Annotated in this window: 16 protein-coding genes; 8 read left to right on the top strand and 8 right to left on the bottom strand. The window is 73.8% G+C overall.

Annotation, left to right across the window (positions count from 1 at the left end; translation table 11 throughout):
- The coding region (locus C1I92_RS34085) for an acyltransferase family protein (RefSeq protein WP_199521684.1) at positions 1 to 1,162 on the top strand (1,162 nt) is incomplete at its 5' end.
- On the opposite strand, the gene C1I92_RS28570 is transcribed toward C1I92_RS34085, so the two are convergent.
- Positions 1,159 to 3,204, bottom strand: a complete 2,046-nt coding sequence (locus tag C1I92_RS28570; RefSeq protein WP_158564310.1) for a penicillin-binding transpeptidase domain-containing protein — start codon at positions 3,202 to 3,204, stop codon at positions 1,159 to 1,161. The two genes, C1I92_RS34085 and C1I92_RS28570, sit on opposite strands and share 4 nt — an antisense overlap.
- 59 nt (positions 3,205 to 3,263) lie before the next feature.
- The gene (gene bla, locus C1I92_RS28580; protein WP_111258036.1) at positions 3,264 to 4,136 is read right to left on the bottom strand and encodes a class A beta-lactamase; all 873 of its coding nucleotides are present in this window, start codon (positions 4,134 to 4,136) and stop codon (positions 3,264 to 3,266) included.
- A 110-nt stretch (positions 4,137 to 4,246) separates the two neighbouring features.
- Here bla and C1I92_RS28585 point away from each other — a divergent pair, with 110 nt between their 5' ends.
- Positions 4,247 to 5,116, top strand: coding sequence for a LysR family transcriptional regulator (locus tag C1I92_RS28585; protein WP_158564311.1), 870 nt, complete (start codon positions 4,247 to 4,249; stop codon positions 5,114 to 5,116).
- Positions 5,113 to 6,033, top strand: coding sequence for a serine hydrolase (locus C1I92_RS28590; RefSeq protein WP_158564312.1), 921 nt, complete (start codon positions 5,113 to 5,115; stop codon positions 6,031 to 6,033). Before C1I92_RS28585 ends, C1I92_RS28590 begins: the two co-directional genes overlap by 4 nt.
- Here C1I92_RS28590 and C1I92_RS34645 read toward each other — a convergent pair.
- Positions 6,030 to 6,203 (bottom strand): VOC family protein, encoded by a 174-nt coding sequence (locus C1I92_RS34645; RefSeq protein WP_199521685.1) that lies wholly within the window; start codon positions 6,201 to 6,203, stop codon positions 6,030 to 6,032. The genes C1I92_RS28590 and C1I92_RS34645 overlap by 4 nt on opposite strands.
- A 125-nt stretch (positions 6,204 to 6,328) precedes the next feature.
- Positions 6,329 to 6,484, bottom strand: coding sequence for a hypothetical protein (locus C1I92_RS34650; RefSeq protein ID WP_199521686.1), 156 nt, complete (start codon positions 6,482 to 6,484; stop codon positions 6,329 to 6,331).
- Positions 6,485 to 6,509: 25 nt separating this feature from the next.
- Between C1I92_RS34650 and C1I92_RS28600 the strand changes: the two genes are divergently transcribed.
- Positions 6,510 to 7,031 (top strand): CGNR zinc finger domain-containing protein, encoded by a 522-nt coding sequence (locus C1I92_RS28600; protein ID WP_158564313.1) that lies wholly within the window; start codon positions 6,510 to 6,512, stop codon positions 7,029 to 7,031.
- A gap of 63 nt (positions 7,032 to 7,094) precedes the next feature.
- On the opposite strand, the gene C1I92_RS28605 is transcribed toward C1I92_RS28600, so the two are convergent.
- Together C1I92_RS28605 and valS are read right to left on the bottom strand one after the other, a co-directional pair.
- On the bottom strand, positions 7,095 to 9,206 hold the full coding sequence (locus C1I92_RS28605) for a heavy metal translocating P-type ATPase (protein ID WP_111258040.1): 2,112 nt from the start codon (positions 9,204 to 9,206) through the stop codon (positions 7,095 to 7,097).
- 69 nt (positions 9,207 to 9,275) lie between these two features.
- Positions 9,276 to 11,828: a valine--tRNA ligase gene (valS, locus tag C1I92_RS28610; protein WP_233507371.1), complete on the bottom strand. Its 2,553-nt coding sequence runs from the start codon at positions 11,826 to 11,828 to the stop codon at positions 9,276 to 9,278.
- A gap of 381 nt (positions 11,829 to 12,209) precedes the next feature.
- Between valS and C1I92_RS28615 the strand changes: the two genes are divergently transcribed.
- The 3 genes from C1I92_RS28615 to ngg all read left to right on the top strand — a co-directional run bounded on the left by C1I92_RS28615 (position 12,210) and on the right by ngg (position 17,306).
- Positions 12,210 to 13,583 (top strand): trypsin-like serine protease, encoded by a 1,374-nt coding sequence (locus tag C1I92_RS28615; protein WP_158564314.1) that lies wholly within the window; start codon positions 12,210 to 12,212, stop codon positions 13,581 to 13,583.
- A 172-nt stretch (positions 13,584 to 13,755) separates the two neighbouring features.
- Positions 13,756 to 15,540: an N-acetylglutaminylglutamine amidotransferase gene (locus C1I92_RS28620; RefSeq protein ID WP_111258042.1), complete on the top strand. Its 1,785-nt coding sequence runs from the start codon at positions 13,756 to 13,758 to the stop codon at positions 15,538 to 15,540.
- On the top strand, positions 15,537 to 17,306 hold the full coding sequence (gene ngg / locus C1I92_RS28625; protein WP_233507374.1) for an N-acetylglutaminylglutamine synthetase: 1,770 nt from the start codon (positions 15,537 to 15,539) through the stop codon (positions 17,304 to 17,306). Before C1I92_RS28620 ends, ngg begins: the two co-directional genes overlap by 4 nt.
- A 327-nt stretch (positions 17,307 to 17,633) precedes the next feature.
- Here ngg and C1I92_RS28630 read toward each other — a convergent pair whose 3' ends face one another.
- Positions 17,634 to 19,268 carry a DUF885 domain-containing protein gene (locus tag C1I92_RS28630; protein WP_111258043.1) on the bottom strand — a complete coding sequence of 545 codons (1,635 nt, stop codon included), beginning with the start codon at positions 19,266 to 19,268 and terminating at the stop codon, positions 17,634 to 17,636.
- Positions 19,269 to 19,295: 27 nt separating this feature from the next.
- On the opposite strand from C1I92_RS28630, the gene C1I92_RS28635 reads away from it, so the two are divergent.
- Positions 19,296 to 20,462 carry an osmoprotectant NAGGN system M42 family peptidase gene (locus tag C1I92_RS28635; protein ID WP_111258044.1) on the top strand — a complete coding sequence of 389 codons (1,167 nt, stop codon included), beginning with the start codon at positions 19,296 to 19,298 and terminating at the stop codon, positions 20,460 to 20,462.
- Between the two features lie 19 nt (positions 20,463 to 20,481).
- Here the strand turns inward: C1I92_RS28635 and C1I92_RS28640 are convergent, their stop codons facing one another.
- Entirely contained in the window at positions 20,482 to 21,174 is a 693-nt protein-coding gene (locus tag C1I92_RS28640) for a lysophospholipid acyltransferase family protein (protein WP_111258045.1), read from the bottom strand.
- Between the last annotated feature and the right edge of the window lie 244 nt (positions 21,175 to 21,418).

The following is a 21,418-nucleotide window of genomic DNA, read 5'->3' on the forward strand; positions in this document are numbered from 1 at the left end:
GGTGGTGGGCGGGCTGTCCTACTCGCTGTACCTGTGGCACTGGCCGCTGCTGATGGCGGCGAGCGCGGCGTGGGGCGCGCTGTCGCCGTCGCAGGGGACGCTGGTGGTGCTGGCCGCGTTCGTGCCGGCCTGGCTGACGCACCGGCTGGTCGAGGCGCCGATCCACCACGCGCGGGTGCTCGCCGTCCGGCCGCGGCACGCGTTCGCCGTCGGGGTGGCGGCGACGGCGACCGCCCTGCTGGCCGCGCTGATCACCGTCAAGGCCGTGCCGGAGTACGCGACCGCCGACGAGGCCCCCGGCGCCGCCGTCCTCGCACCGGACCCGGCCGGCGACCCCGACGGCGAACCGGTCGACCAGGTGCCGGCGCTGACACCGGACCCGATCGACGTCCCCGAGGACAACCCGGACATCTACCCCGACGGCTGCCAGCAGAACGCCGAGGACGCCGACCTCGCCAGCTGCGCCTACGGCGACCTCGACTCCGACCGCGTCATCGCGCTGGCCGGCGACTCCCACGCCGCGCAGTGGCAGCCGGCGCTGGACGTGCTGGGCGATCGGTACGGCTGGCGGATCGAGACCTACACGAAGTCGTCCTGCGGCTTCTTCGCCGTCGAGATCACGACGGCGGCCGGCACGCCGTACACGTCGTGCCGGGACTGGAACGACGCCCTGCTCGACCGGCTGACCGGCCCGGACAAGCCGGACCTGGTCGTGACGTCGGGCAGCAACTCCTACCGGGTGTGGGAGGACGGGCAGGAGCTGGGCGACGACGCCAGCGCCGACCGGCTCGCCGACGGCCTGCGGGAGAGCTGGGCGGCGGTGCGGGCCGTCGGCGTCGAGCTGGTCGTCCTGGAGAACACGCCGTGGCTGGACGCCGACCCGGCCGAGTGCGTCAGCACCCACCCCGACCAACTCACCGAGTGCGCCCGGCCGCGCGCCGAGGCCGTCGAGAAGGCCGGCGACGAGCAGGTGGTCGCCGCGCGCGAGCTGGGCGGTGTCGACCTCGTCGACCTCAACCGGGCGATCTGCCCGACCGACGAGTGCCCGGCGGTCATCGGCAACGTGGTGGTCTGGCGCGACGACCACCACCTCACCGCGACGTACTCCCGCAGCCTCGCCTCGCACCTGGACGCCGAGCTGGCGCCATACCTCGCGGGTTAGCCGCGCAGGAACTCCTCCAGCAGCGGGCCGGCGGTGCGCGAGCCGGACTCGCCGTCCTCGACGAACACCGCGACCGCGAGGTCGCCCTGGGTGGCGATCATCCAGGCGTGCGTGCGCGGCGGCGACTCGGTGCCGTACTCGGCCGTGCCGGTCTTCGCGCCGACCGGGTCGCCGGGGACGTCGCCGAGGAACTCGCCGCTCCCCTCCTCGACCACCGCGCGCATGAGCTCCTGCAGGACGGCGGCCTCGTCGGCGGTCAGCGTGCTCTCCGGCGCGGCGGCGGCCGGCTCGACCAGCGTCGCCCCGACGGTGTGCCCGGCGGCGACCGACGCGGCCACCGTCGCCATCGCCAGCGGCGACGCCAGCACCTCGCCCTGGCCGATCATCGACGCGGCGTGCGCGGTGCCCTCGGCCTGCGCCGGCACCGAGCCGACGAACGCCGGCGCGCCGACCTGGTGCTCGGCGCCGAGCCCGAGCGAGGCCGCGGCCTGCGCGATCGCCGCCTGGTCGACGACCGTGTTCTGGTTGATGAACGCCGTGTTGCAGGAGTTCGCGACGGCCTGGCGCAGTGTGATCGAGCCGATCGCGCCGGACGGGTAGTCGCTGTAGTTCTCGAACGCGCGGCCGTCGACGCTGGCCGCCGGCGTGCACTCGACGGTGGAGTCGGCGGTCAGGCCGGCGCGCAGCAGCGCCAGCGACGTCACGACCTTGAACGTCGAGCCGGGCGCGTACTGGCCGAGCGTCGCCGTCGAGTAGCCCTCGCCGCCCGGCCCGCTGGCCGCGGCCAGCACGGCGCCGGTGGACGGCTGGATCGCGACGATCGCGCTGGGCGGGCCGACGCCGGCGAGGACGCTCTCGGCCCGGGTCTGCAGGTCGACGTCGAGCGTGGTGGTGAGCGGCGTGCCCGCGACCGGCTCGCGCTCGAACAGCACCTCCGGCGCGGCCGGCTCCTCGGTCTCCTCCGTCGCCGTCGGGGACGGGGACGCGGTGGCGTCGGCGGCCGGCTCCGGCGGCACCAGTTCGACGGACAGCCCCGGCGTGCCGCCGAGCTGCTCGTCGTACTGCGCCTGCAGCCCGGACAGCCCGACGACGTCGCCGGCGACGACGCGCCCGCCGGACTCCTCGACCAGCTCGGCGGTGGCCTCGCCGACGGTGCCGAGGATCGGCCGGGCGAACTCGCGGGTCGGCGCCAGGGCCAGCGTGTCGGGAATGGCGACGGCGCCCTCGATCGCCTCGATCTGCGCCAGCAGCGGCGCGGCGTCGGCCTCGCGCAACGTGATCGCGTCGACGAACGCCCGCTCGCCCGCGTCCTCGACCCGGCCGGCGAACGCGGCCGGGTCGACGCCGACGACGCCGGCCAGCGCCGTCGCGGAGTCCGGCGCCAGCGCGGCGTCGACCCGCGTCTTGTCGATGCCGACCCGGTACACCGCCCGCTCGGTGACGATGACCGCGCCGCCGGCGCCGACGATGTCCGCGCGGGCCGCCTGGGTGCGGGACAGGTCCAGCGTCGCGCCGTCGGTGAGCTGCGGATGCAGGACGGCCGGCGACCAGTCCACCGTCCAGCCGGCCTCGGTGTCCTCGGCGACCCGCAGGATGGCGGTGGTCTGGTAGGTCCAGTCCGGCGTGTCCGGGGTCGCGGCGGGTGTCTCGGCCGGCGTCGTGGCCGCTGTCTCGGCCGCCGGGGTCGCGGCGGGTGTCTCGGTGCCGGGCGCGCCCGGCGGCGCGGCCGAGCCGTCCAGATCCCAGCCGACGTCGAGGGTGACCTGGCGGGTGTCATCGTCGTCGGTGCGGGCGAGGTCCGCGACGGTGACCGTGCGGGTCGCCTCCCCCATGCCGGCGACGATCGCCTCGAGCGCGGCCGTGGCGTCCTCGGCCGCGGTCTCGCCGAGCGCGACGCCGCTGAGGTCGCCGGAGGCCACCGCCTGCGCGAGCTGCTCGGCGACCGGCGTCGCGTCCGGCGGGTCGTCGCTGCTGCACCCGGCCGCCGTCGCCACCAGCACGCCTCCGGCGACCACCGCGAGGGCCTTCTTCGTCCCGATCATCGCTCCCCGATCCTGCCTGTCATCCGAGTCACCCTAGCGCCAATGCACATCAGCACCGGTCAGCCGAGCCGTCGCGCCACCAGGCGCGCCACGTCGGCCAGCGCGGCGTCGACGCGAGGTGCGTCCTTCTCCGCGCGGCGGCTCATGGCAACGATGACGATCGGCTCCCCCGCCGGGTTCCAGGCGACGCCGGCGTCGTTGTTGGTCCCGTAGTCGCCGCCGCCGGTCTTATCGGCCAGCCGCCAGTCCGCCGGCAGCCCGGCCCGGAACCGCGCGCCGGACGTCGTGTTGGCCAGCATCCAGTCCCGCAGCCGGCGCCGGTCCCTGGGCCGCAGCAGGTCGCCGGCGAGCAGGCCGGCGAACGCCCGGGCCAGCGCGGCCGGGGTGGACGTGTCCCGCTCGTCGCCCGGCACGGCGGAGTTGAGCTCGGTCTCCCAGCGATCCAGCCGGGTGGCGCGGTCGCCGATCGACCGGGCGAACGTCGTCAGCCCACGCGGTCCGCCGATCTCGCGCAGCAGCAGGTTCCCGGCGGCGTTGTCGCTGAACCGGATCGCGGCGTCGCACAGCTCGGCGACCGTCATGCCGGTGCCGACGCGCTCCGCCGTCACCGAGGAGTTCGCCAGCACGTCGGCCGGCGGGTACCAGACGCGGTGCGCCAGCCGGTCCTCGTCGAGGTCGCGCAGCACGGCGGCCGCGGCCAGCGACTTGAACACCGACAGGATCGGGAACCGGTCGCCGTCGCGGTGCGCGAGCCGGGCGCCGGTGGCCAGGTTCGCCGCGCTGACGCCGAGCGTGACGTCGTGCGCGCGCTCCAGCTCGTCCACGTCCGGGTCGGTGGTCGCGGCCGCGCTCCCGGCGGCCAGCAGGCCGGCGGACGCGGCCAGCGGAAGGGCCAGGCCGGCGCGGAGCACGGTGCGGCGGGTGAGCGTCATGGGTCCTCCTCGGTGCTGGTGACGAGCCCCGCCACCGTCGCAAGGCGGCCGCACCGATGTCCAAGACGCACGTGCCACTGATTCATGCCGAATGTGTATGGTTGCTGCCCGTGGACCTGCTGAGGCACCTGGAGGCATTCGTCGCGGTCGCCGAGGCGGGCAGCTTCACCCGCGGCGCGGACCTCTGCGGCACGCCGCAGCCGGTGGTCAGCCGCCGGGTGGCGGCGCTGGAGCGCGACCTCGGCGCGACGCTGCTGCACCGCACGTCCCGGCAGGTCGAGCTGACCGACACCGGCCGCACACTGCTCCCGCACGCCGCCGACCTGGTGGCGCGGGCCGGGCACTTCCGCGAGCTGGCCGCCGCCGCGCGCGCCGCCGGGCTCAGCGCCGGCATCCCGCCCGGGCCGGACCCGCGGGCGCTGGTCGAGGCGCGCCGAGCGGCGTCGGTCGCGCTCACCTTCGCCGAGCACCCCGCGTCCGAGCGCGCCGCGCTGGTCCGACGCGGCCGCCTCGACGTCGCGCTGCTGCCGTGCCCGCCGGACGAGGAGGAGATCGGCGCGGAGCTGGGCGCCGCCACCGCGACCGACGACCTGCGCGGCCGGCGCCTGCACCTGGACCAGTTGCGCCGCTCCGCCGGCGACGACGGCCGGCCGCGGGCGCTGCACCTGGCCGAGGAGGACGACGTGCCGTGGGTCCGCGACCCGGTCCGGCGCACCGCCCGGCTGGCCGGCGTCCTCGACGGCCAACTGCGCGTCGGCACGCCGGCCACCGAGGCGCTGACCTGCGCGTTGGAGTACGGCGACGCGATCTTGTGCACCCCCGCATGGGCGGCGGCGCACGGGCTGCGCTGGCGGCCGCTCGGCGACGTCGCGGTGCGGCGCACGTACGCCGTCGCGGCCCGGCCGGGGGTGCCGCGCGAGCTGGTCGACGCCGTGCTGCCGGCGCTGGCCGGGGCCGCCGGGCTGACGGAGCCGCGATGACCCCGTCCGACGCGTTCGGGTTCTCCGGCGAGGCGGTGCGCACGGCGCACGACATCCGGGCCGACTGGGCCGCCACCGGGCTGCGCGGCGCTCTCTACGCCCGCAACGTCGACACCGGCGAGGACCTCGGCTTCGACGTGCACGTCCCGTACGCCCTGGCGTCGGTGAGCAAGCTGCCGCTGGCGCTGGTCGTGCTCGACCTGGTCGCGGCCGGCGCGCTGGACCCGTCGATGCCCGTCGACCTGGTGCCCGGCACGATGACACCCGGGCCGACCGGCGCGGCGCTGTTCCGGCACCCGAGCCGGATCGCGCTGGAGGACCTGCTGGTGCTCATGCTGTCGGTCAGCGACAACGCCGCCGCCGACGCCGTGTTCGCGCTGGTCCCGCCGGAGCAGGTCACTGCGACGCTGCAGGGCTGGGGGTGTGAGGGCATCGTCGTGCGGCACCCGATGCGGCGGCTCTATGAGGCCGCGGCCGCGGTCGCGCCGGACGACCCGACGCTGGCGCTGGAGCTGGCGGTGCGGGCCACCACCGACGGCGGCGGGCACGTGCTGCCCACGCTCGACGTCGCGGCGGCGACGAGCGGGACGGCGGCCGGGCTGGTGGCGCTGGTCGAGCGGATCTGGACCGACGCCGTCAGCGTCACGGCGGCGACGGCGCGGCTGCGTGAGCTGCTCGGGCACCAGGTGCGCCAGCGGATGGGCGCGGAGCTGGCCGCCGACGCCGTCGCGGTCAGCAGCAAGACCGGCACGTTCCTCAACCTGCGGCACGAGGCCGGCATGGTGACGACGTCGACCGGCGACCGGATCGCCGTCGCCGCCCTCACCGCGTCGACCGTCGCCGCCGCGACCCAGCCCGAGGCCGACCGGGCCATCGGCCGAGCCGCCCGCGCCGCTGTGGACGTGCTGCGGGTCTAGCGATCTCCCTCGATCGAGAAGAGGTTGCCGTCGGGATCCTTGAACCAGGCGACCTTGCCGCCGCCGGCCCGCGACGAGATCCCCTTCTCGTCCGTCCCGTAGTCGAAGCCGCTCTCGAGCACGCCCTCGTACTGTTCGAAGGTCACGCCGTTCGCGGTCAGCTCGTCCACCGTCCACTCGACGTCGTCGACGTGCCAGGCCGCCAGGGTGGCGGTCGACGTGCCGGCGTGGTCCGGTGACGGGTAGACGACCAGCGACTCGTGCCCCTCGGCGATCCCGCCATTCTCCCCCGCCGCTAGCCGGGACGCACCAGCACCAGGCCGCCGCAGCCGCAGCGGGCGTAGCCGACGAAGCCGTCGCCGGTGCGGTGCCAGGACGTCACGGTGTCCGGCCGGACGGCGGCGCCGCAGCGCCCGCAGGCCCGCACCACCTCAAGAAGTCGTTCGCTCATGACTCCACCGTGCTGTAATGGCATTGTGCATTTCAACCATTACAGCGACGAGGGCGCCCAGCTCGCCGCCGCCGTGGTGAACACCAGGCTGGACTCCCCCGCCGACATCGTCGCGCTGGCGGCCGAGCACTATCTGCTGCTGGAGCACGCCCCGACGGACGACGACGTCGCCGGGCTGCGCCGGTGGCGGGCGGCGCTGGCCGGTGTCGTCGACGCGCCGACGCCCGAGGCGCGGATCGAGGCACTGAACCGGCTGCTCGCCCGCGGCACCGCGCACCCGCGGATCAGCCTGCACAACGGGCCGCCGCACGTGCACTTCCGTCCCGACGACGTGCCGCCGGAGCGGCAGTTCGCCGCGATCACCGCGTTCGGGCTGGCCTGGTTCCTCACCCAGCGCGGCCTGCACCGTCTGGCCCGCTGCGCCGCGGACGACTGCACGATCGCCTTCGCCGACGTCACCCGCAACGGGCGCCAGCGCTACTGCTCACCCCGCTGCGCCAACCGCGCCGCCGTCCGCCGCCACCGGGCCCGCCCCTCCGCCCCATGATCATCAATGATCCAACCCCCTATGAGTGGTTGGATCATTGATGATCATGGGGCGGCGACGGGGTCAGCGGGACAGCTCGTCCGGGCGCAGCCGCAGCCGGCGCAGCAGCTGGGCGTTCGCCGCGACGATGACCGTCGACGCGGTCATGGCGACGGCGGCGGCCGCCGGCGGCAGCACGAACCCGACCGGCGCGAGCACGCCGGCCGCGAGCGGCACGGACAGCAGGTTGTACCCCGTCGCCCACACCAGGTTCTGCACCATCTTCCGGTAGCTGGCGCTCGACAGCCGCCGGGCCGAGACCACGCCGCGCGGGTCGTCCGACGCCAGCACCACGCCGGCCGACTCGACCGCGACGTCGGTGCCGGCGCCGATCGCGACGCCGACGTCGGCGCGGGCCAGCGCGGGCGCGTCGTTGACGCCGTCGCCGACCATCGCGACCGACAGGCCGCGCTCCTGCAGCGACGTCACCGTGGCGTCCTTGTCCTCCGGCAGCACCTCGGCGAAGACCTCGTCGATGCCGACCTTCGCCGCCACCGACTCGGCCACGTTGCGCGCGTCGCCGGTGATCATCACCGTGTGCACGTTCTGCGCGCGCAGCAGCGCGACCGCCTCGCGGGACTCGGCCCGGATCTCGTCGGCCAGCGCCAGCGCGCCGAGCACCTCGCCGTCGCGGACGACGTAGAGGACGGTCGACCCGGCGCCGGCCCACTCGCCGACCTGCGACTCGATCGACGACGGCACGGACAGCTCCAGCTCGCGCAGCAGGCCGGGCCCACCGACGGAGATCTGCGCCCCGTCGACGACGGCGCGGACGCCCTTGCCGGTGAGCGAGCGGAACTCCATCGCCGCCGGGATCGGGCCGCGGGCCTCCGCGGCCGTGACGACCGCCGTGGCCAGCGGGTGCTCGGAGTCGCGCTCGGCCGCCGCACCCAGCGCCAGCAGCTCGTCCTCGGACACGGAGTCCGCGGCCGCGACGCCGGAGACCGCCGGCCGGCCCACCGTCAGCGTGCCGGTCTTGTCGAACAGGACGGCGTCGACCTGACGCATCCGCTCCAGCGCCAGCCGGTCCTTGACCAGGATCCCGGCCCGGGCCGACATCGCCGTGGAGATCGCGATCACCAGCGGGATGGCCAGGCCGAGGGCGTGGGGGCAGGCGATGACCAGCACCGTCACGGTCCGTTCGACCGCGTCCGACGCCTCGCCCAGCAGCATCCAGACCAGGAACGTCAGCGCGCCGACGCCCAGGGCGAACCAGAACAGCCATGCGGCGGCCCGGTCGGCCAGCGCCTGGGCGCGCGAGCTGGACGCCTGCGCGTCGGCGACCAGCCGCTGGATGCCGGCCAGCGCGGTGTCCTCGCCGACGGCGTTGACGGTGACGCGGATCGCGGTGTCGGTGGCGACGGTGCCGGCGACGACGCGGTCGCCCGGGCCGCGGCTGACGGTCTTCGACTCGCCGGTGACGGTGGACTCGTCGACCTCCGCGGTGCCCTCGGCGACGACGCCGTCGGCGGGGACCCGTCCGCCGGAGCGGACCAGGACGACGTCGCCGACCGCCAGCTCCGCCAGCGGCACCTCCTCTACGGCGCCGTCCGCCGACACCCGCTCGGCGGTGTCCGGCAGCAGCTCGGCCAAGGCCTGCAGCGCACCCGACGCCTGCCCGAGCGCCCGCATCTCCAGCCAGTGGCCGAGCAGCATGACGACGATCAGCAGCGCCAGCTCCCACCAGAAGTCCAGGTCCAGGCCGCCGATCTCCAGCGTGGTCAGCCCGCTCGCGACGAACGCGACGGTGATGGCCAGCGAGATCAGCGTCATCATGCCGGGCAGCCGATCGGCGAGCTCGGCCTTGGCGCCGGCGAGGAACGGCCAGCCGCCGTAGAAGAACAGGAACGTGCCGAGGACCGGCGGGATCCACGTCCCCCAGCTCGGTGCTTCGTAGCCGACGAGGTCGGCGAACATCTCGCTGAACCCGACGACGGGGACGGCGAGCACCAGGCTCACCCAGAACTTGTCCCGGAACATGCTGCCGTCGCCGTGACCGGCGTGCTTGTCGTGTCCCGCGTGGGCGGCGTGCTGGTCGTGCCCGGCGTGACCCGCGGACTCCGGCGCGTGGCCGGCGTGCCCGTGGGCCGCGTGCTGCTGCGTCGCCACGGTGTCGTGCTCGTCGTGCTGGTCCATGGTCACTCCTCTCGTGCGTTCGGACCGCACAACCACCATACCCCCCCAGGGTATTCCTGTGTATTCCTGTCAGCCGATGGTGACGATCACTCCGTCCAGGTCGTGCTCGGGGCGCAGCTCCAGGACGGCGACCCGGCCGGCGGCGCGGACGTCGTCGAGCAGCCGGCCGGCGGCGTCGGCGTCGTCCGGCCGGAGTCGCGCGACCGCCCGCGGCACGTCCGCCCGGCCCGCCAGCTGCGCCTCGGACCGGGCCTTGCGCACCGCCCCGATCAGTGCCGACGCCGTCGCGAAGAGCTCCGCGTCCCCGCTCGATGAATCGGCGGACGGCCACGGCGCCAGGTGCACCGAGCCGTCGCGCCACCACGACCAGACCTCCTCGGTGACGAACGGCAGGAACGGCGCGAACAGCCGCAGCTGCGCCGACAGCGCCCGCCGCAGCGCCGCCCGGGCCGACGCCGCGCCCGCCTCGTCGCCGGCGTCGCCGTAGGCGCGGGCCTTCACCAGCTCGACGTAGTCGTCGCAGAAGTCCCAGAAGAACCGCTCGGTGATCTCCAGGGCGCGGGTGTGGTCGTAGTCGTCGAGCGCGGCGGTCGCGGCGGCGACGACGCCGTCCAGCGCGGCCAGCATGGCGAGGTCGAGCGGCTGCGTCACCACGGCGTCGCCGGCCGCCGGGCCCAGGCCGAGCACGAACCGGCTGACGTTGAGGATCTTCGTCGCCAGCCGGCGGCCGATCTTCATCTGGCCGGGGTCGAACGCGGTGTCGGCGCCGGGCCGCCCGTTCGCGGCCCAGTACCGAACGCCGTCGGAGCCGTACTGCTCCAGCAGACCCAGCGGCGTGACGACGTTGCCGGCGGACTTGGACATCTTCTTGCGGTCCGGGTCGAGGATCCAGCCGGAGATGGCCGCGTGCCGCCACGGCAGCACGCCCTGCTCCAGATGTGCCCGGACGACGCTCGCGAACAGCCAGGTGCGGATGATCTCGTGCGCCTGCGGCCGCAGGTCCATGGGGAACACCCGCGCGAACAGGTCGTCGTCGTCGCCCCAGCCGCCGGCGATCTGCGGCGACAGCGACGACGTCGCCCAGGTGTCCATGACGTCGGGGTCGCCGGCGAAGCCGCCGGGCACGCCGCGCTGCGCCTCGGTGTACCCGGGCGGGACGTCGGACGACGGGTCCACCGGCAGGTCCGCCTCGGCCGGCACGATCGGGGAGTCGTACACCGGCTCGCCGCTGTCGTCGAGCGGGTACCAGAGCGGGAACGGCACGCCGAAGAACCGCTGCCGGCTGACCAGCCAGTCGCCGTTGAGCCCACCGACCCAGTTCTCGTACCGCACCCGCATGTGCTCCGGGTGCCACGCCAGCTCGCGGCCGCGCTCCAGCAGCGCCGCCCGCAGGTCCTCGTCGCGGCCGCCGTTGCGCAGGTACCACTGCCGGGTGGTGATGATCTCCAGCGGCCGGTCGCCCTTCTCGTAGAACTTGACCGGGTGCGTGATCGGCCGCGGCTCGCCCACCAGCCCGCCGGACGAGCGCAGCAGCTCGGCCACCCGCTCGCGCGCCGTGTGCACCGTCGCGCCGGCCAATTGCTCGTACGCGGCCGCGCCGGCGCCGTCCAGCCACGGTGGCACGTCGGGCAGCAGGCGGCCGTCGCGGCCGATCACCGGGCGGGTCGGCAGGGCCAGCTCCCGCCACCAGGTGACGTCGGTGGTGTCGCCGAACGTGCAGATCATCGCCGCGCCGGTGCCCTTCCCCGGATCGGCGAGCCGGTGCGCGACCACGGGGACGTCCACGCCGAACAGCGGCGTGCGCACCATCGTCCCCACGAGTGCGGTGTACCGCTCGTCATCGGGGTGGACGACGACGGCGACGCAGGCCGGCAGCAGCTCCGGCCGCGTGGTCGAGATGACCAGCGGCTCGCCGCCGGCCCGGGCGAACGCGAGGTCGTGGTAGGCGCCCGGCCGCTCGCGGTCCTCCAGCTCGGCCTGCGCGACCGCCGTCCGGAACGTGACGTCCCACAGCGTCGGCGCCTCGGCCAGGTACGCCTCGCCCCGGGCCAGGTTGCGCAGGAACGCCCGCTGCGACACACGCCGGGCGGGCGTGCCGATGGTCTGGTAGCCGTGCGACCAGTCGACCGAGAGCCCCAGTCGGCGCCACAGCTCCTCGAACGCCTTCTCGTCCTCCGTCGTCAGCTGCTCGCACAGCTCGATGAACGTGCGCCGCGACACCGGCACCTGGTCCTTCGCCGCCTTTGCGGCCGACGCCGGCGGCACGAAGCCGGGTTCATAGGGCAGCGACGGGTCGCAGCGCACGCCGAAGTGGTTCTGCACCCGCCGTTCGGTCGGCAGGCCGTTGTCGTCCCAGCCCATCGGGTAGAAGACGGCCTTGCCGCGCATCCGCTGGTAGCGCGCGACCACGTCGGTGTGCGTGTAGGAGAAGACGTGCCCGACGTGCAGCGAACCGCTCACCGTCGGCGGCGGCGTGTCGACGGAGAAGACCTCCGCGCGCGGGCGGGTCCGGTCGAACCGGTAGACACCGTCGCGCTCCCACCGCTGCGCCCATACCTCGTCCAGCCCGTCGACGGAAGGGCGGTCGGGAATCACGGGCTCGGTGCGGAAGGTGTCGGTCACTCACCGAGCCTAGCCGCGGCACCCGGGTGCCATCGGCGAATTTTCCGCCCGGTCTCGCGCGACACGCCCGGGATCGCGCCAATTCATGACATCCTGCTCGTGCCGGTCGAGTCGGGCAACTGACGCGGGCGGCCCGGAAGGCGTCTCTGACCTGCGCATATTTGACTCGTCAAGGGTGCCGGACGGCCCTGCGTGGCACCGATCGGCAGGGACTTCCGGGGGGCACGGAACGCGTTAGACGTCGTTCGCCCCCCGTTGGTTCCCGAGGGTCACCGCCTCGTGTAGCATTCCCAGCATTTCGGGCCCTCCTGTTGTCCACGGGCACGCGTGGTGGCGGGGGGCTCGATGCTGAACTGACATTCATTGTGAATTGGAGACAGAGTGACTACCTTCCGCGCGCGCGTTCGCGTGGCAGGCTCGCTGGCGGCTGCGCTGATCACTGGCGCAACGCTGATCAGCGCAGCCGGCACCGCGGCCGCCACCGAGGAGATTCCGCAGGAGTCCCTCATCGTGCAGAGCCAGTCGGACAAGCTCGAGGTCGAGCCCAAGATCGTCGGCGGTCAAGACGCCGACGAGGGCGAGTACCCGTTCATCGCCTACCTGACCATCGAGACCGCCGAGGGCACCTTCGCCTGTGGCGGCTCGCTCTACGCGCCGGACACCATCCTGACCGCGGCGCACTGCGTCGACGGAACCGGCCCGGCCGACAACATCACCGCGCACTTCGGCTCGGTCGATCTGGCCAGCCCGGACATCGTGACCTACCAGTCGGAGTACGTGTACTCCGGCAACATCTCCGGCATCCCGAACGACTGGGCGCTGGTCAAGCTGTCGACCGAGGTCGAGGGCATCGACCCGATCGACGTCGTCACCGACGACGCGCTCGACGGCGGCACCGCGGTCGGCGACGAGGAGGCCCCGGCCTTCACCGTCATCGGCTGGGGCGACCTCGAGGACGGCGCGGGCGAGGGCAGCCAGTTCCTCCAGGAGGTCCGGGTTCCGGCCGTCTCCGACGAGGACTGCGCCGCTGCCTACGGCGAGGAGTTCACCGCTGACGCCGAGCTGTGCGGCGGCGACATCGAGAACGGTGGCGTCGACTCCTGCCAGGGTGACTCCGGCGGCCCGCTGCTGGCCAACACCGGCACCGTCGACGCGCCCGAGTACACCCAGGTCGGCGTCGTGAGCTGGGGCAACGGCTGCGCGCAGCCGGGCTTCCCGGGCATCTACACCCAGCTGAGCAACTTCTCCGGCGCCATCGCCGACGTCTCGAGCGGCGCGAACACGCCGGCCGAGGTCGCGGACGTCACGATCGAGACCACCGCGGGCACCCCGGTCGAGATCACGCTGACGGCCGACGACGCCGAGGGCGACGACGTCTCGTTCAAGGTGAGCGAGCCGGGCAACGGCACGCTGACCACCGACGACGACACCCTCACCACGCTGGTCTACACCCCGGCCGAGGGCTTCGTCGGCGAGGACAGCTTCCTGTACCTCGCCAACGACGGCGCCACCGACGGCATCCCCGCCACCGTGACCGTCACGGTCACCGAGGCCGAGGAGCCGACCCCGACGCCGACCGCGACGCCCACGGATGACCCGGGTGACGAGGACGGTGGCGACGAGACCGGTGGCGACGGCGACGAGCTGCCCGACACCGGTTCCGGCAGCACCGCCACGATGATCGGCCTGGCTCTGCTGCTGGCCGCCGGTGGCGCTGGCGTGGCCTTCGCGGCCCGCCGTCGCGCGACCGTCTGAGTGGTTCGCTAGGCACCACCCGCTTCACCGGTTCGGCGGTGGCGCATCTCACGGATGCGCCGCCGCCGAACTGCGTTTCGGGCCCTGAACTGCGGGTACCACCCGGGATGAAGCGGCCGGGGCCGCTGATTCGGCGCGCCCGGCGGCGGAAGGGTGGGTAGGGTCGAAACACATGTGCGGTCTCACCGGAGAGTTCAGGTTCGACAACCGCCCCGCCGACCTCGCCTCGGTCGGCCTCATGTGCGACGCCATGGTGGCCAGAGGACCCGACGACTCGGGCGCGTACGCGCACGGGTCGCTCGCCCTGGGTCACCGCCGCCTGTCCATCATCGACCTCTCCCCACACGGCCACCAGCCGATGGTCGACGCCGAGCTGGGGCTGGCCATCGTCTTCAACGGCTGCATCTACAACTACCGCGAGCTGCGCGACGAGCTGAGCGGGCACGGCTACCGGTTCTTCTCCACGTCCGACACCGAGGTCATCGGCAAGGCGTACCACCGCTGGGGCGAGGACTTCGTCGACCACCTCGTCGGCATGTTCGCGCTGGCCATCCACGAGCGCGACACCGGCCGGCTGGTCCTGGCCCGCGACCGCCTCGGCATCAAGCCGCTCTACCTCGCCGAGACGGCGGACCGGCTGCGCTTCGCCAGCACGCTGCCCGCCCTGCTGAAGGCCGGCGACGTCGACACGAGCATCGACCCGGTGGCCCTCCACCACTACCTGACGTGGCACGCCGTCGTCCCGGCGCCGCACACGATCCTGAGCGGCATCCGAAAGCTCGCACCGGCCACGATCCGGGTGGTCGAGCCGGACGGCGCCAGCCGCGAGCGGGTCTACTGGACCCCCTCGTTCACCAGACAACCGTCCGCACTGCGCTGGTCGGCGACCGACTGGGAGGAGGCGGTCCTGGAGTCGGTGCGGGTCGCCGTGCGCCGCCGCCTGGTCGCCGACGTCCCGGTCGGTGTGCTGCTGTCCGGCGGGCTGGACTCCAGCCTGGTCGTCGGGCTGCTCGCGCAGGAGGGCCAGACCGGGCTGAACACGTTCAGCATCGGGTTCGACGCGGTCGGGGGCGAGGAGGGCGACGAGTTCAAGTACTCCGACGTGATCGCGCGCGAGTTCGGCACCGAGCACCACCGCATCCGCGTCGGCGCCGACCTGCTGCCGTCGCTGGGCGACGCGATCGCCGCGATGAGCGAGCCGATGGTCAGCCACGACGCCGTCGCGTTCTACCTGCTCAGCAAGGAGGTCAGCCGGCACGTCAAGGTGGTGCAGTCCGGCCAGGGCGCCGACGAGGTGTTCGCCGGCTACCACTGGTACCCGCCGCTGGCCGGCGTGGACCGTGCCGACGCCGTCGAGACCTACGCGAAGGCGTTCTTCGACCGCGACCACGCGGACATGGCCGACGTCGTCGCGCCGGCCTACCTCACCGACGGCGCCGTCAGCCTCGACTTCGTCCGCGACCACTTCACCAGGGACGGCGCGCAGACCGCCGTCGACGCCGCGCTGCGGCTGGACACCCAGATCATGCTGACCGACGACCCGGTCAAGCGGGTGGACAACATGACGATGGCGTGGGGGCTGGAGGCGCGGGTGCCGTTCCTCGACCACGAGCTGGTCGAGCTGGCCGCCCAGTGCCCGCCGGAGCTGAAGCTGGCGCAGGAGGGCAAGGGCGTGCTCAAGGAGGCCGCCCGCCGGGTCATCCCGCACGAGGTGATCGACCGGCCGAAGGGCTACTTCCCGGTGCCTGCGCTGAAGTACCTGCAGGGCCCCTACCTGGAGCTGGTCGAGGACGCGCTGCACTCCGCCGCCGCGCGCGACCGCGGGCTGTTCCGGCCCGAGTACGTCGACCGGCTGCGCCGCGATCCCAACGCCGACCTCACCCCACTGCGCGGCAACCGGCTCTGGCAGCTGGGCCTGCTGGAGCTCTGGCTGCAGACCCAGGGTGTGACGCGGTGAGCGACATCCGTCGCAACCGGGCCGGCGCCGGCCAGTCGCTGTGGAGCCGGCCGTGGAAGGAGGCGCCGGAGCACCTCACCCGGGACATGAAGCGCGACGTCCTGGTCGACCTCGCCTGGGGCCGGCTGGTGTTCGCACAGACCTTCGAGGAGCCGCGCCACGTCATCGACCTGCTCCGGGCCGAGGAGGAGGGCCGCCGCGACATCGCGATGTACGTCGCCGACCCGCACGTGCTCGTGTCGCACGCCCCCGGCGAGCTGTTCATCGACCCGTCCCTGACCTACCGGCTGGAGCTGCACCGATACCGGCCGCGGCGCAACCCCGTCGCCGGCGTGTTCGTCCGCAAGATGAGCGAGCTGGCCGACGCCGACGAGATCAACCGGCTGTACGCGGCCCGCGGCATGGTCACCGGCGACACCGAGCTGATGTGGGCCAACCAGCGCACGCCGACGTTCACCTACCTGGTCGCGCAGGACGAGCGGACCGGCGCGGTCGTCGGCACCGTCACCGGCGTCGACCACGTCCGCGCGTTCGACGACCCTGACAACGGCGCCAGCCTGTGGAGCCTCGCCGTCGACCCGCAGTGCGCCATCCCCGGCGTCGGCGAGGCGCTGGTGCGGGTGCTGGCCGAGCGCTACATCGGCCGCGGCCGCGACCACCTCGACCTGTCCGTGCTGCACGACAACGACCCGGCGATCCGGCTGTACACGAAGCTCGGATTCCAGCGGGTGCCGGTGTTCGCGGTGAAGCGGAAGAACCCGATCAACGAGCCGCTGTACGTCGCCGGCCCGGCGGGGTCGGCGCAGCTCAACCCATACGCGAAGATCATCGCCGACGAGGCGAGGCGGCGCGGCATCCTGGTCGAGATCATCGACGCCGAGAGCGGCGAGCTGCGGCTGTCGCACGGCGGCCGGCGCATCGTCACGCGCGAGTCGCTGTCGGAGCTGACGACGGCGGTCGCGATGAGCCGGTGCGACGACAAGCAGCACACCCGGCGGATCTTCCAGCGGGCCGGGCTGTCGGTGCCGCGTGGTGTCGCGGCCTCGTCCGCCGAGGCCGACGCGGCGTTCCTGAAGCAGGTCGGCGAGGCGGTCGTCAAGCCGGTCCGTGGCGAGCAGGGCCGCGGCATCACCGTCGGCGTGACGTCGGAACCGGAGCTGGCCGACGCCGTCACGCTCGCGCGGACCTACTGCCCGGACGTCCTCATCGAGGAGTGCGTCGACGGCGAGGACCTGCGCATCGTCGTCATCGGGCACGAGGTGGTCGCGGCCGCCGTCCGCCGGCCGGCCACCGTCTACGGCGACGGCCGGCACACCGTCGCCGAGCTGATCGACGCGCACAGCCGCCGCCGCTCGGCCTCGACCGGCGGCGAGTCCAGCGTCCCCATGGACGACACGACGGTCGCGACGGTGCGGGCGGCCGGGTACGAACTGGACGACGTGCTGCCCGACGGCGACGCGCTGCGGGTCCGGCGCACCGCCAACCTGCACACCGGCGGCACCATCCACGACGTCACCGCGTCGCTGCACCCGGCGCTGGCGGCGGCCGCGGTCGCCGCGAGCAAGGCGATCGACATCCCGGTCACCGGGCTGGACCTGATCGTGCCCAGCCCGGAGGCGGAGGAGTACGTGCTGATCGAGGCGAACGAGCGGCCGGGCCTGGCCAACCACGAGCCGCAGCCGACCGCAGCCCGCTTCGTCGACCTGTTGTTCCCCGCCACCCGCACGACGCCGCGCGCCTGGGAGCCACCGCCGGTCCCCCAGTGACCCCGTGGGATATGAGGCGCTTCTGCTGCTTCCGTGGGTGGGTCGGCTCAGCTCGGCCGTGATCATCAACCGGTGGCGACGTCGCGTCGAGTCGCCACCGGCTGATGTTCGCGGGAAAGCGCCGGTCGATGCCCGCGAAACCGGCGGATGCACGCCACAGCGACGCTTCCGGGCCGGCGCCGGTCTGCATCCGCCGGTTTCGCGGGCATCCGTGGTCGTCGCGGGTACCGGCGCCGGTCGCACCAGAAGAGCCGGAATGATCACGTTGAGTTGGGGTGCTCCCGCTTCACTTGGCATGCACGCCTGCGGAGACGGTAAGAGCCCTGCTTAGACGTGATCCTTTGCCTGGGGCCGCGGCGGCGAGCTGAGCAGCGTCCGCAGCGGGCCGAGGCCGACCGGGCCGAGCGCCAGCGCGGCGGCGTGGAAGTCGCGGGTGTCCAGCGACGACGCGGCGCGGGCCTCGCGCCACAGCCGCGCGCCGACCCGGAACGCCAGCGCCTGACCAGGCCAGCCCAGATACCGGTCCACCTCGAACGCGGCCGTCTGCGGGTCGACGCGGGCCAGCCGGGTCAGCGTCGCGGCGCCCAGCTCCGGCGTCCACCGGTCCGCGTCGACCAGGCCGTTGCCGGGCGGGATCGGCAGGTCCAGGTGCAGCCCGAGGTCGACGACGACGCGGACCGCGCGCCAGAGCTGCGCGAACACCAGCCCGAGCCGTTCTCCCGGCGTCCGGATCAGCCCCAGCTCGTCGGCCAGTTCCTCGGCGTAGTGCGCCCAGCCCTCGGCGTATCCGTGCACGTGGCACAGCGACCGCTGCCACGGGTGCAGCCCGGTCAGTCCCAGCGTGACGGCGTGCTGCAGGTGGTGACCGGGCACGCCCTCGTGGTGCAGCGTCGACGCCTCGCGCCAGACGTGCGCCCGCGTCACGCCGGACGGCAGCGTCCACCAGACCCGTCCGGGCCGGGTCAGCCCCGGGTCGGCCGGCACGTAGTACATGACGCCCGACGCGGACGGGGTCACGCGGCACTCCACCCGGCGGGTGCGGTCCGGGACGTCGAAATGCGTCCCGGCGACGGCGGCCATCGTCTCGTCGACGCGGTGCTGCAGCCACGCCTCCAGCGCCGGCACGCCGTCGATGACGCCGGCCGGGTCGGCGTCCAGCGCGCGCACCGCGTCGTCCACGTCGCCGGACGGGACGATCTCGGCCGCCACCTCGCGCGCACGTGCCGTCAGCGCGGCCAGCTCGGACCAGCCCCAGGCGTAGGTCTCGTCCAGGTCGATCCGCTCGCCGAGGAACGCCGCCGACGTCACCTCGTACAGCTCGCGCCCGGCGGCGTCGCGGGTCCGGGCCAGCGGCAGCAGGTCGTCGCGGAGGAACGCGGCGAAGGCGGCGGCGGCGTCAGCGGCGGCGTCGGCGAGCCCGGCCAGACCGGCCAGCGCCGGGTCCCCCGTCACGAGGTCCGGGTAGAACCGGTCGCGCACCCAGCCGTCGCACTGGGCGGCGACGGCGAGCACCTGGCGACGGGCGGCCACGTGGCCCCGCGCCGCCGACGTCGTCAGCGTCGCCGCGTACTCCCCCAGCGCGGCCGGCACCCGGGCCAGTTCGCGGCCGATCGCGTCGCTGTCGTCGCCCGGCAGGTCGTCGAACGTCCGCCGGACCCAGTGCACCGGTGTCGCCAGCGGCGCCAGCAGCGCCGTCGTGAAGCCGGCCTCGTACAGCGCGACGTCGCTGGCGAGCCGCTCGCCCAGGGCAGCGCGCAGCACCCGGTCGCCGTCGCCGGCGGGCGTCGCGGCCAGCCGGGACGCCGTCCGCGCCATGACCGCGTGCCGCCGCTGGAACGCCTCCGGCGACAGGTCCGGGATCAGCGTCTCCGGCGTGCGCCCGAGCACCTGCGCGGCGTCGGGGTCGATGTCGGCGAGGTCGCGGAGGTGGTCGTCGGCCACTCTGGTCACGTCGGCGGGCACCCCGGCAGGCTATGTCAAGGTAGAGGCATGAAGAGCCTGCCGATCGACGAGGACTACCTGCGCGACGTGCTGCTTGAGCTGCTGCGCACGCCGAGCCCGTCCGGCCGGACCGACGCCGTCATGCAGATCGTCGGCGACCGCCTCGCCGAGCTTGGCGTGCGCATGCGGCTGACCCGCCGCGGCGTGCTGCGGGCGACGCTGCCCGGCGACGGCGCGCCCGGCGGGGCCAGCCGCGCGGTCGTCGTGCACGCCGACACGATCGGCTGCATGGTGAAGCGGCTCAAGGAGAACGGCCGGCTCGAGGTGGTCCCGGTCGGCACCCACAGCGCCCGGTTCGCCGAGGGCGCGCACGTCACCGTCTTCACCGACGACCTCAGCAACCTGCACACCGGCACGGTGCTGCCGCTGATGTCCAGCGGGCACAACTTCGGCGACGCCGTCGACACGCAGGGCGTGGGCTGGCACCAGGTCGAGGTGCGGCTGGACGAGCCGGTCGAGAGCCGGCAGGACCTGCTCGACCTCGGCATCTCCATCGGCGACTTCGTGGCGCTGGACGCCGCGCCGCAGATCACCCCGAACGGCTATGTGAAGTCGCGGCACCTCGACGACAAGGCCGGCGTCGCGGCGTGCCTCGCCGCCGTCAAGGCCCTGGTCGACGACGGCCGCAGCCGTCCGGTCACCGCGCACCTGCTGGTGACGATCGGCGAGGAGGTCGGCGTGGGCGCCACCCACGGGCTCGACGAGTACGTGGCCGAGCTGGTCGCCGTCGACAACGCCGTGGTCAGCGAGGGGCAGGAGTCACGCGAGGACACCGTCAACATCGGCATGCTCGACTCCACCGGTCCGTTCGACTACCACCTGACCCGGCGGCTGATCGGGCTGTGCGAGTCCAACGACCTGCCGTTCCGCCGCGACGTGTACCGCTTCTACCGCTCCGACGCCGCGCCGGCGGTCGAGTCGGGGCTGGAGTGCCGCACCGCGCTGATCGGCTTCGGCGTCGACTCCAGCCACGGCCACGAGCGCACTCACCTCGACGGCGTCCGGCGCACGGCCGAGCTGCTGACGGCGTACCTGACCAGCCCGCTGACGTTCAGCGAGTGGGACGACCGGCCGACCGGCGCGCTGGCCGACTTCCCCAGCCACAGCGTCCAGCCGGCCGAGCCGGAGCCGGCCCGCTACCCCGGCCGGCACTGAGGCGGCCGGCCGCCTGGCGTCAGTCCTCCTGGGGCTCGGCGGCCTTCGCCTTCACCGACGCCGCATAGACGTCGACGTACTCCTGGCCGGACAGCTCCATCAGCGCGTACATGATCTCGTCGGTGACCGAGCGGAGGACGTGCCGGTCGTTCTCCATGCCGTAGTAGCGGCTGAAGTCCAGCGGCGGGCCGAACCTGATGCCGGGGCGCATGCGCTTCGGGATGATCCGGCCGGCCGGCTGCATCTCCGCCGTCCCGATCATCGCGACCGGGACGACCGGCACCTGCGCCGCCAGCGCCATGCGGGCGACGCCGGTCTTGCCGCGGTAGAGGCGGCCGTCGGGCGAGCGGGTGCCCTCGGGGTAGATGCCGAGCAGGTCGCCATCGCGGAGGATGCGCAGCGCCGTGTTCAGCGCGGCCTCGCTGGCCCGGCCGCCGGACCGGTCGACCGGGACGTTGCCCGTCCCGCCGAAGAAGACGCGCTTCAACCAACCTTTGACACCGCGCTGGGTGAAATAGTCGCTCTTGGCGAGGAAACTGACCTTACGGTCGAGGGCGAGCGGCAGGAAGAAGGAGTCGATGACGGTGAGGTGGTTGCCCGCGAGGATCGCGCCGCCCTTCGTGGGAACGTGCTCCACACCCTCGGCCCAGGGCCGATAGATCAACCGCAGGATCGGCCCGAGGAAGACGCTCTTCATCAGCCAATAGAACACGTCGGAACACTACCGCCAAGCGCACCGGCGGCGCAGCGGGCGACGGCCTCGCCCGCGCGGACGGATCGGGCGCATGCGACGATGCTGGTGCACGGCCGGTGCGGAACTGGGAGGGGACGGATGCTCTCTGAGGGCGAGGCGGTCGACTCGATCGAGCCGTACCGGCACGACGGCGGCCCCGTCGGCGTGCTGCTCTGCCACGGCTTCACCGGCTCGCCGGCCTCGCTGCGTCCGTGGGCCGAGC

Origin of the sequence: Jiangella anatolica, from assembly GCF_003236295.1 — a bacterium.
In the GTDB taxonomy this organism is placed as follows: domain Bacteria; phylum Actinomycetota; class Actinomycetes; order Jiangellales; family Jiangellaceae; genus Jiangella; species Jiangella anatolica.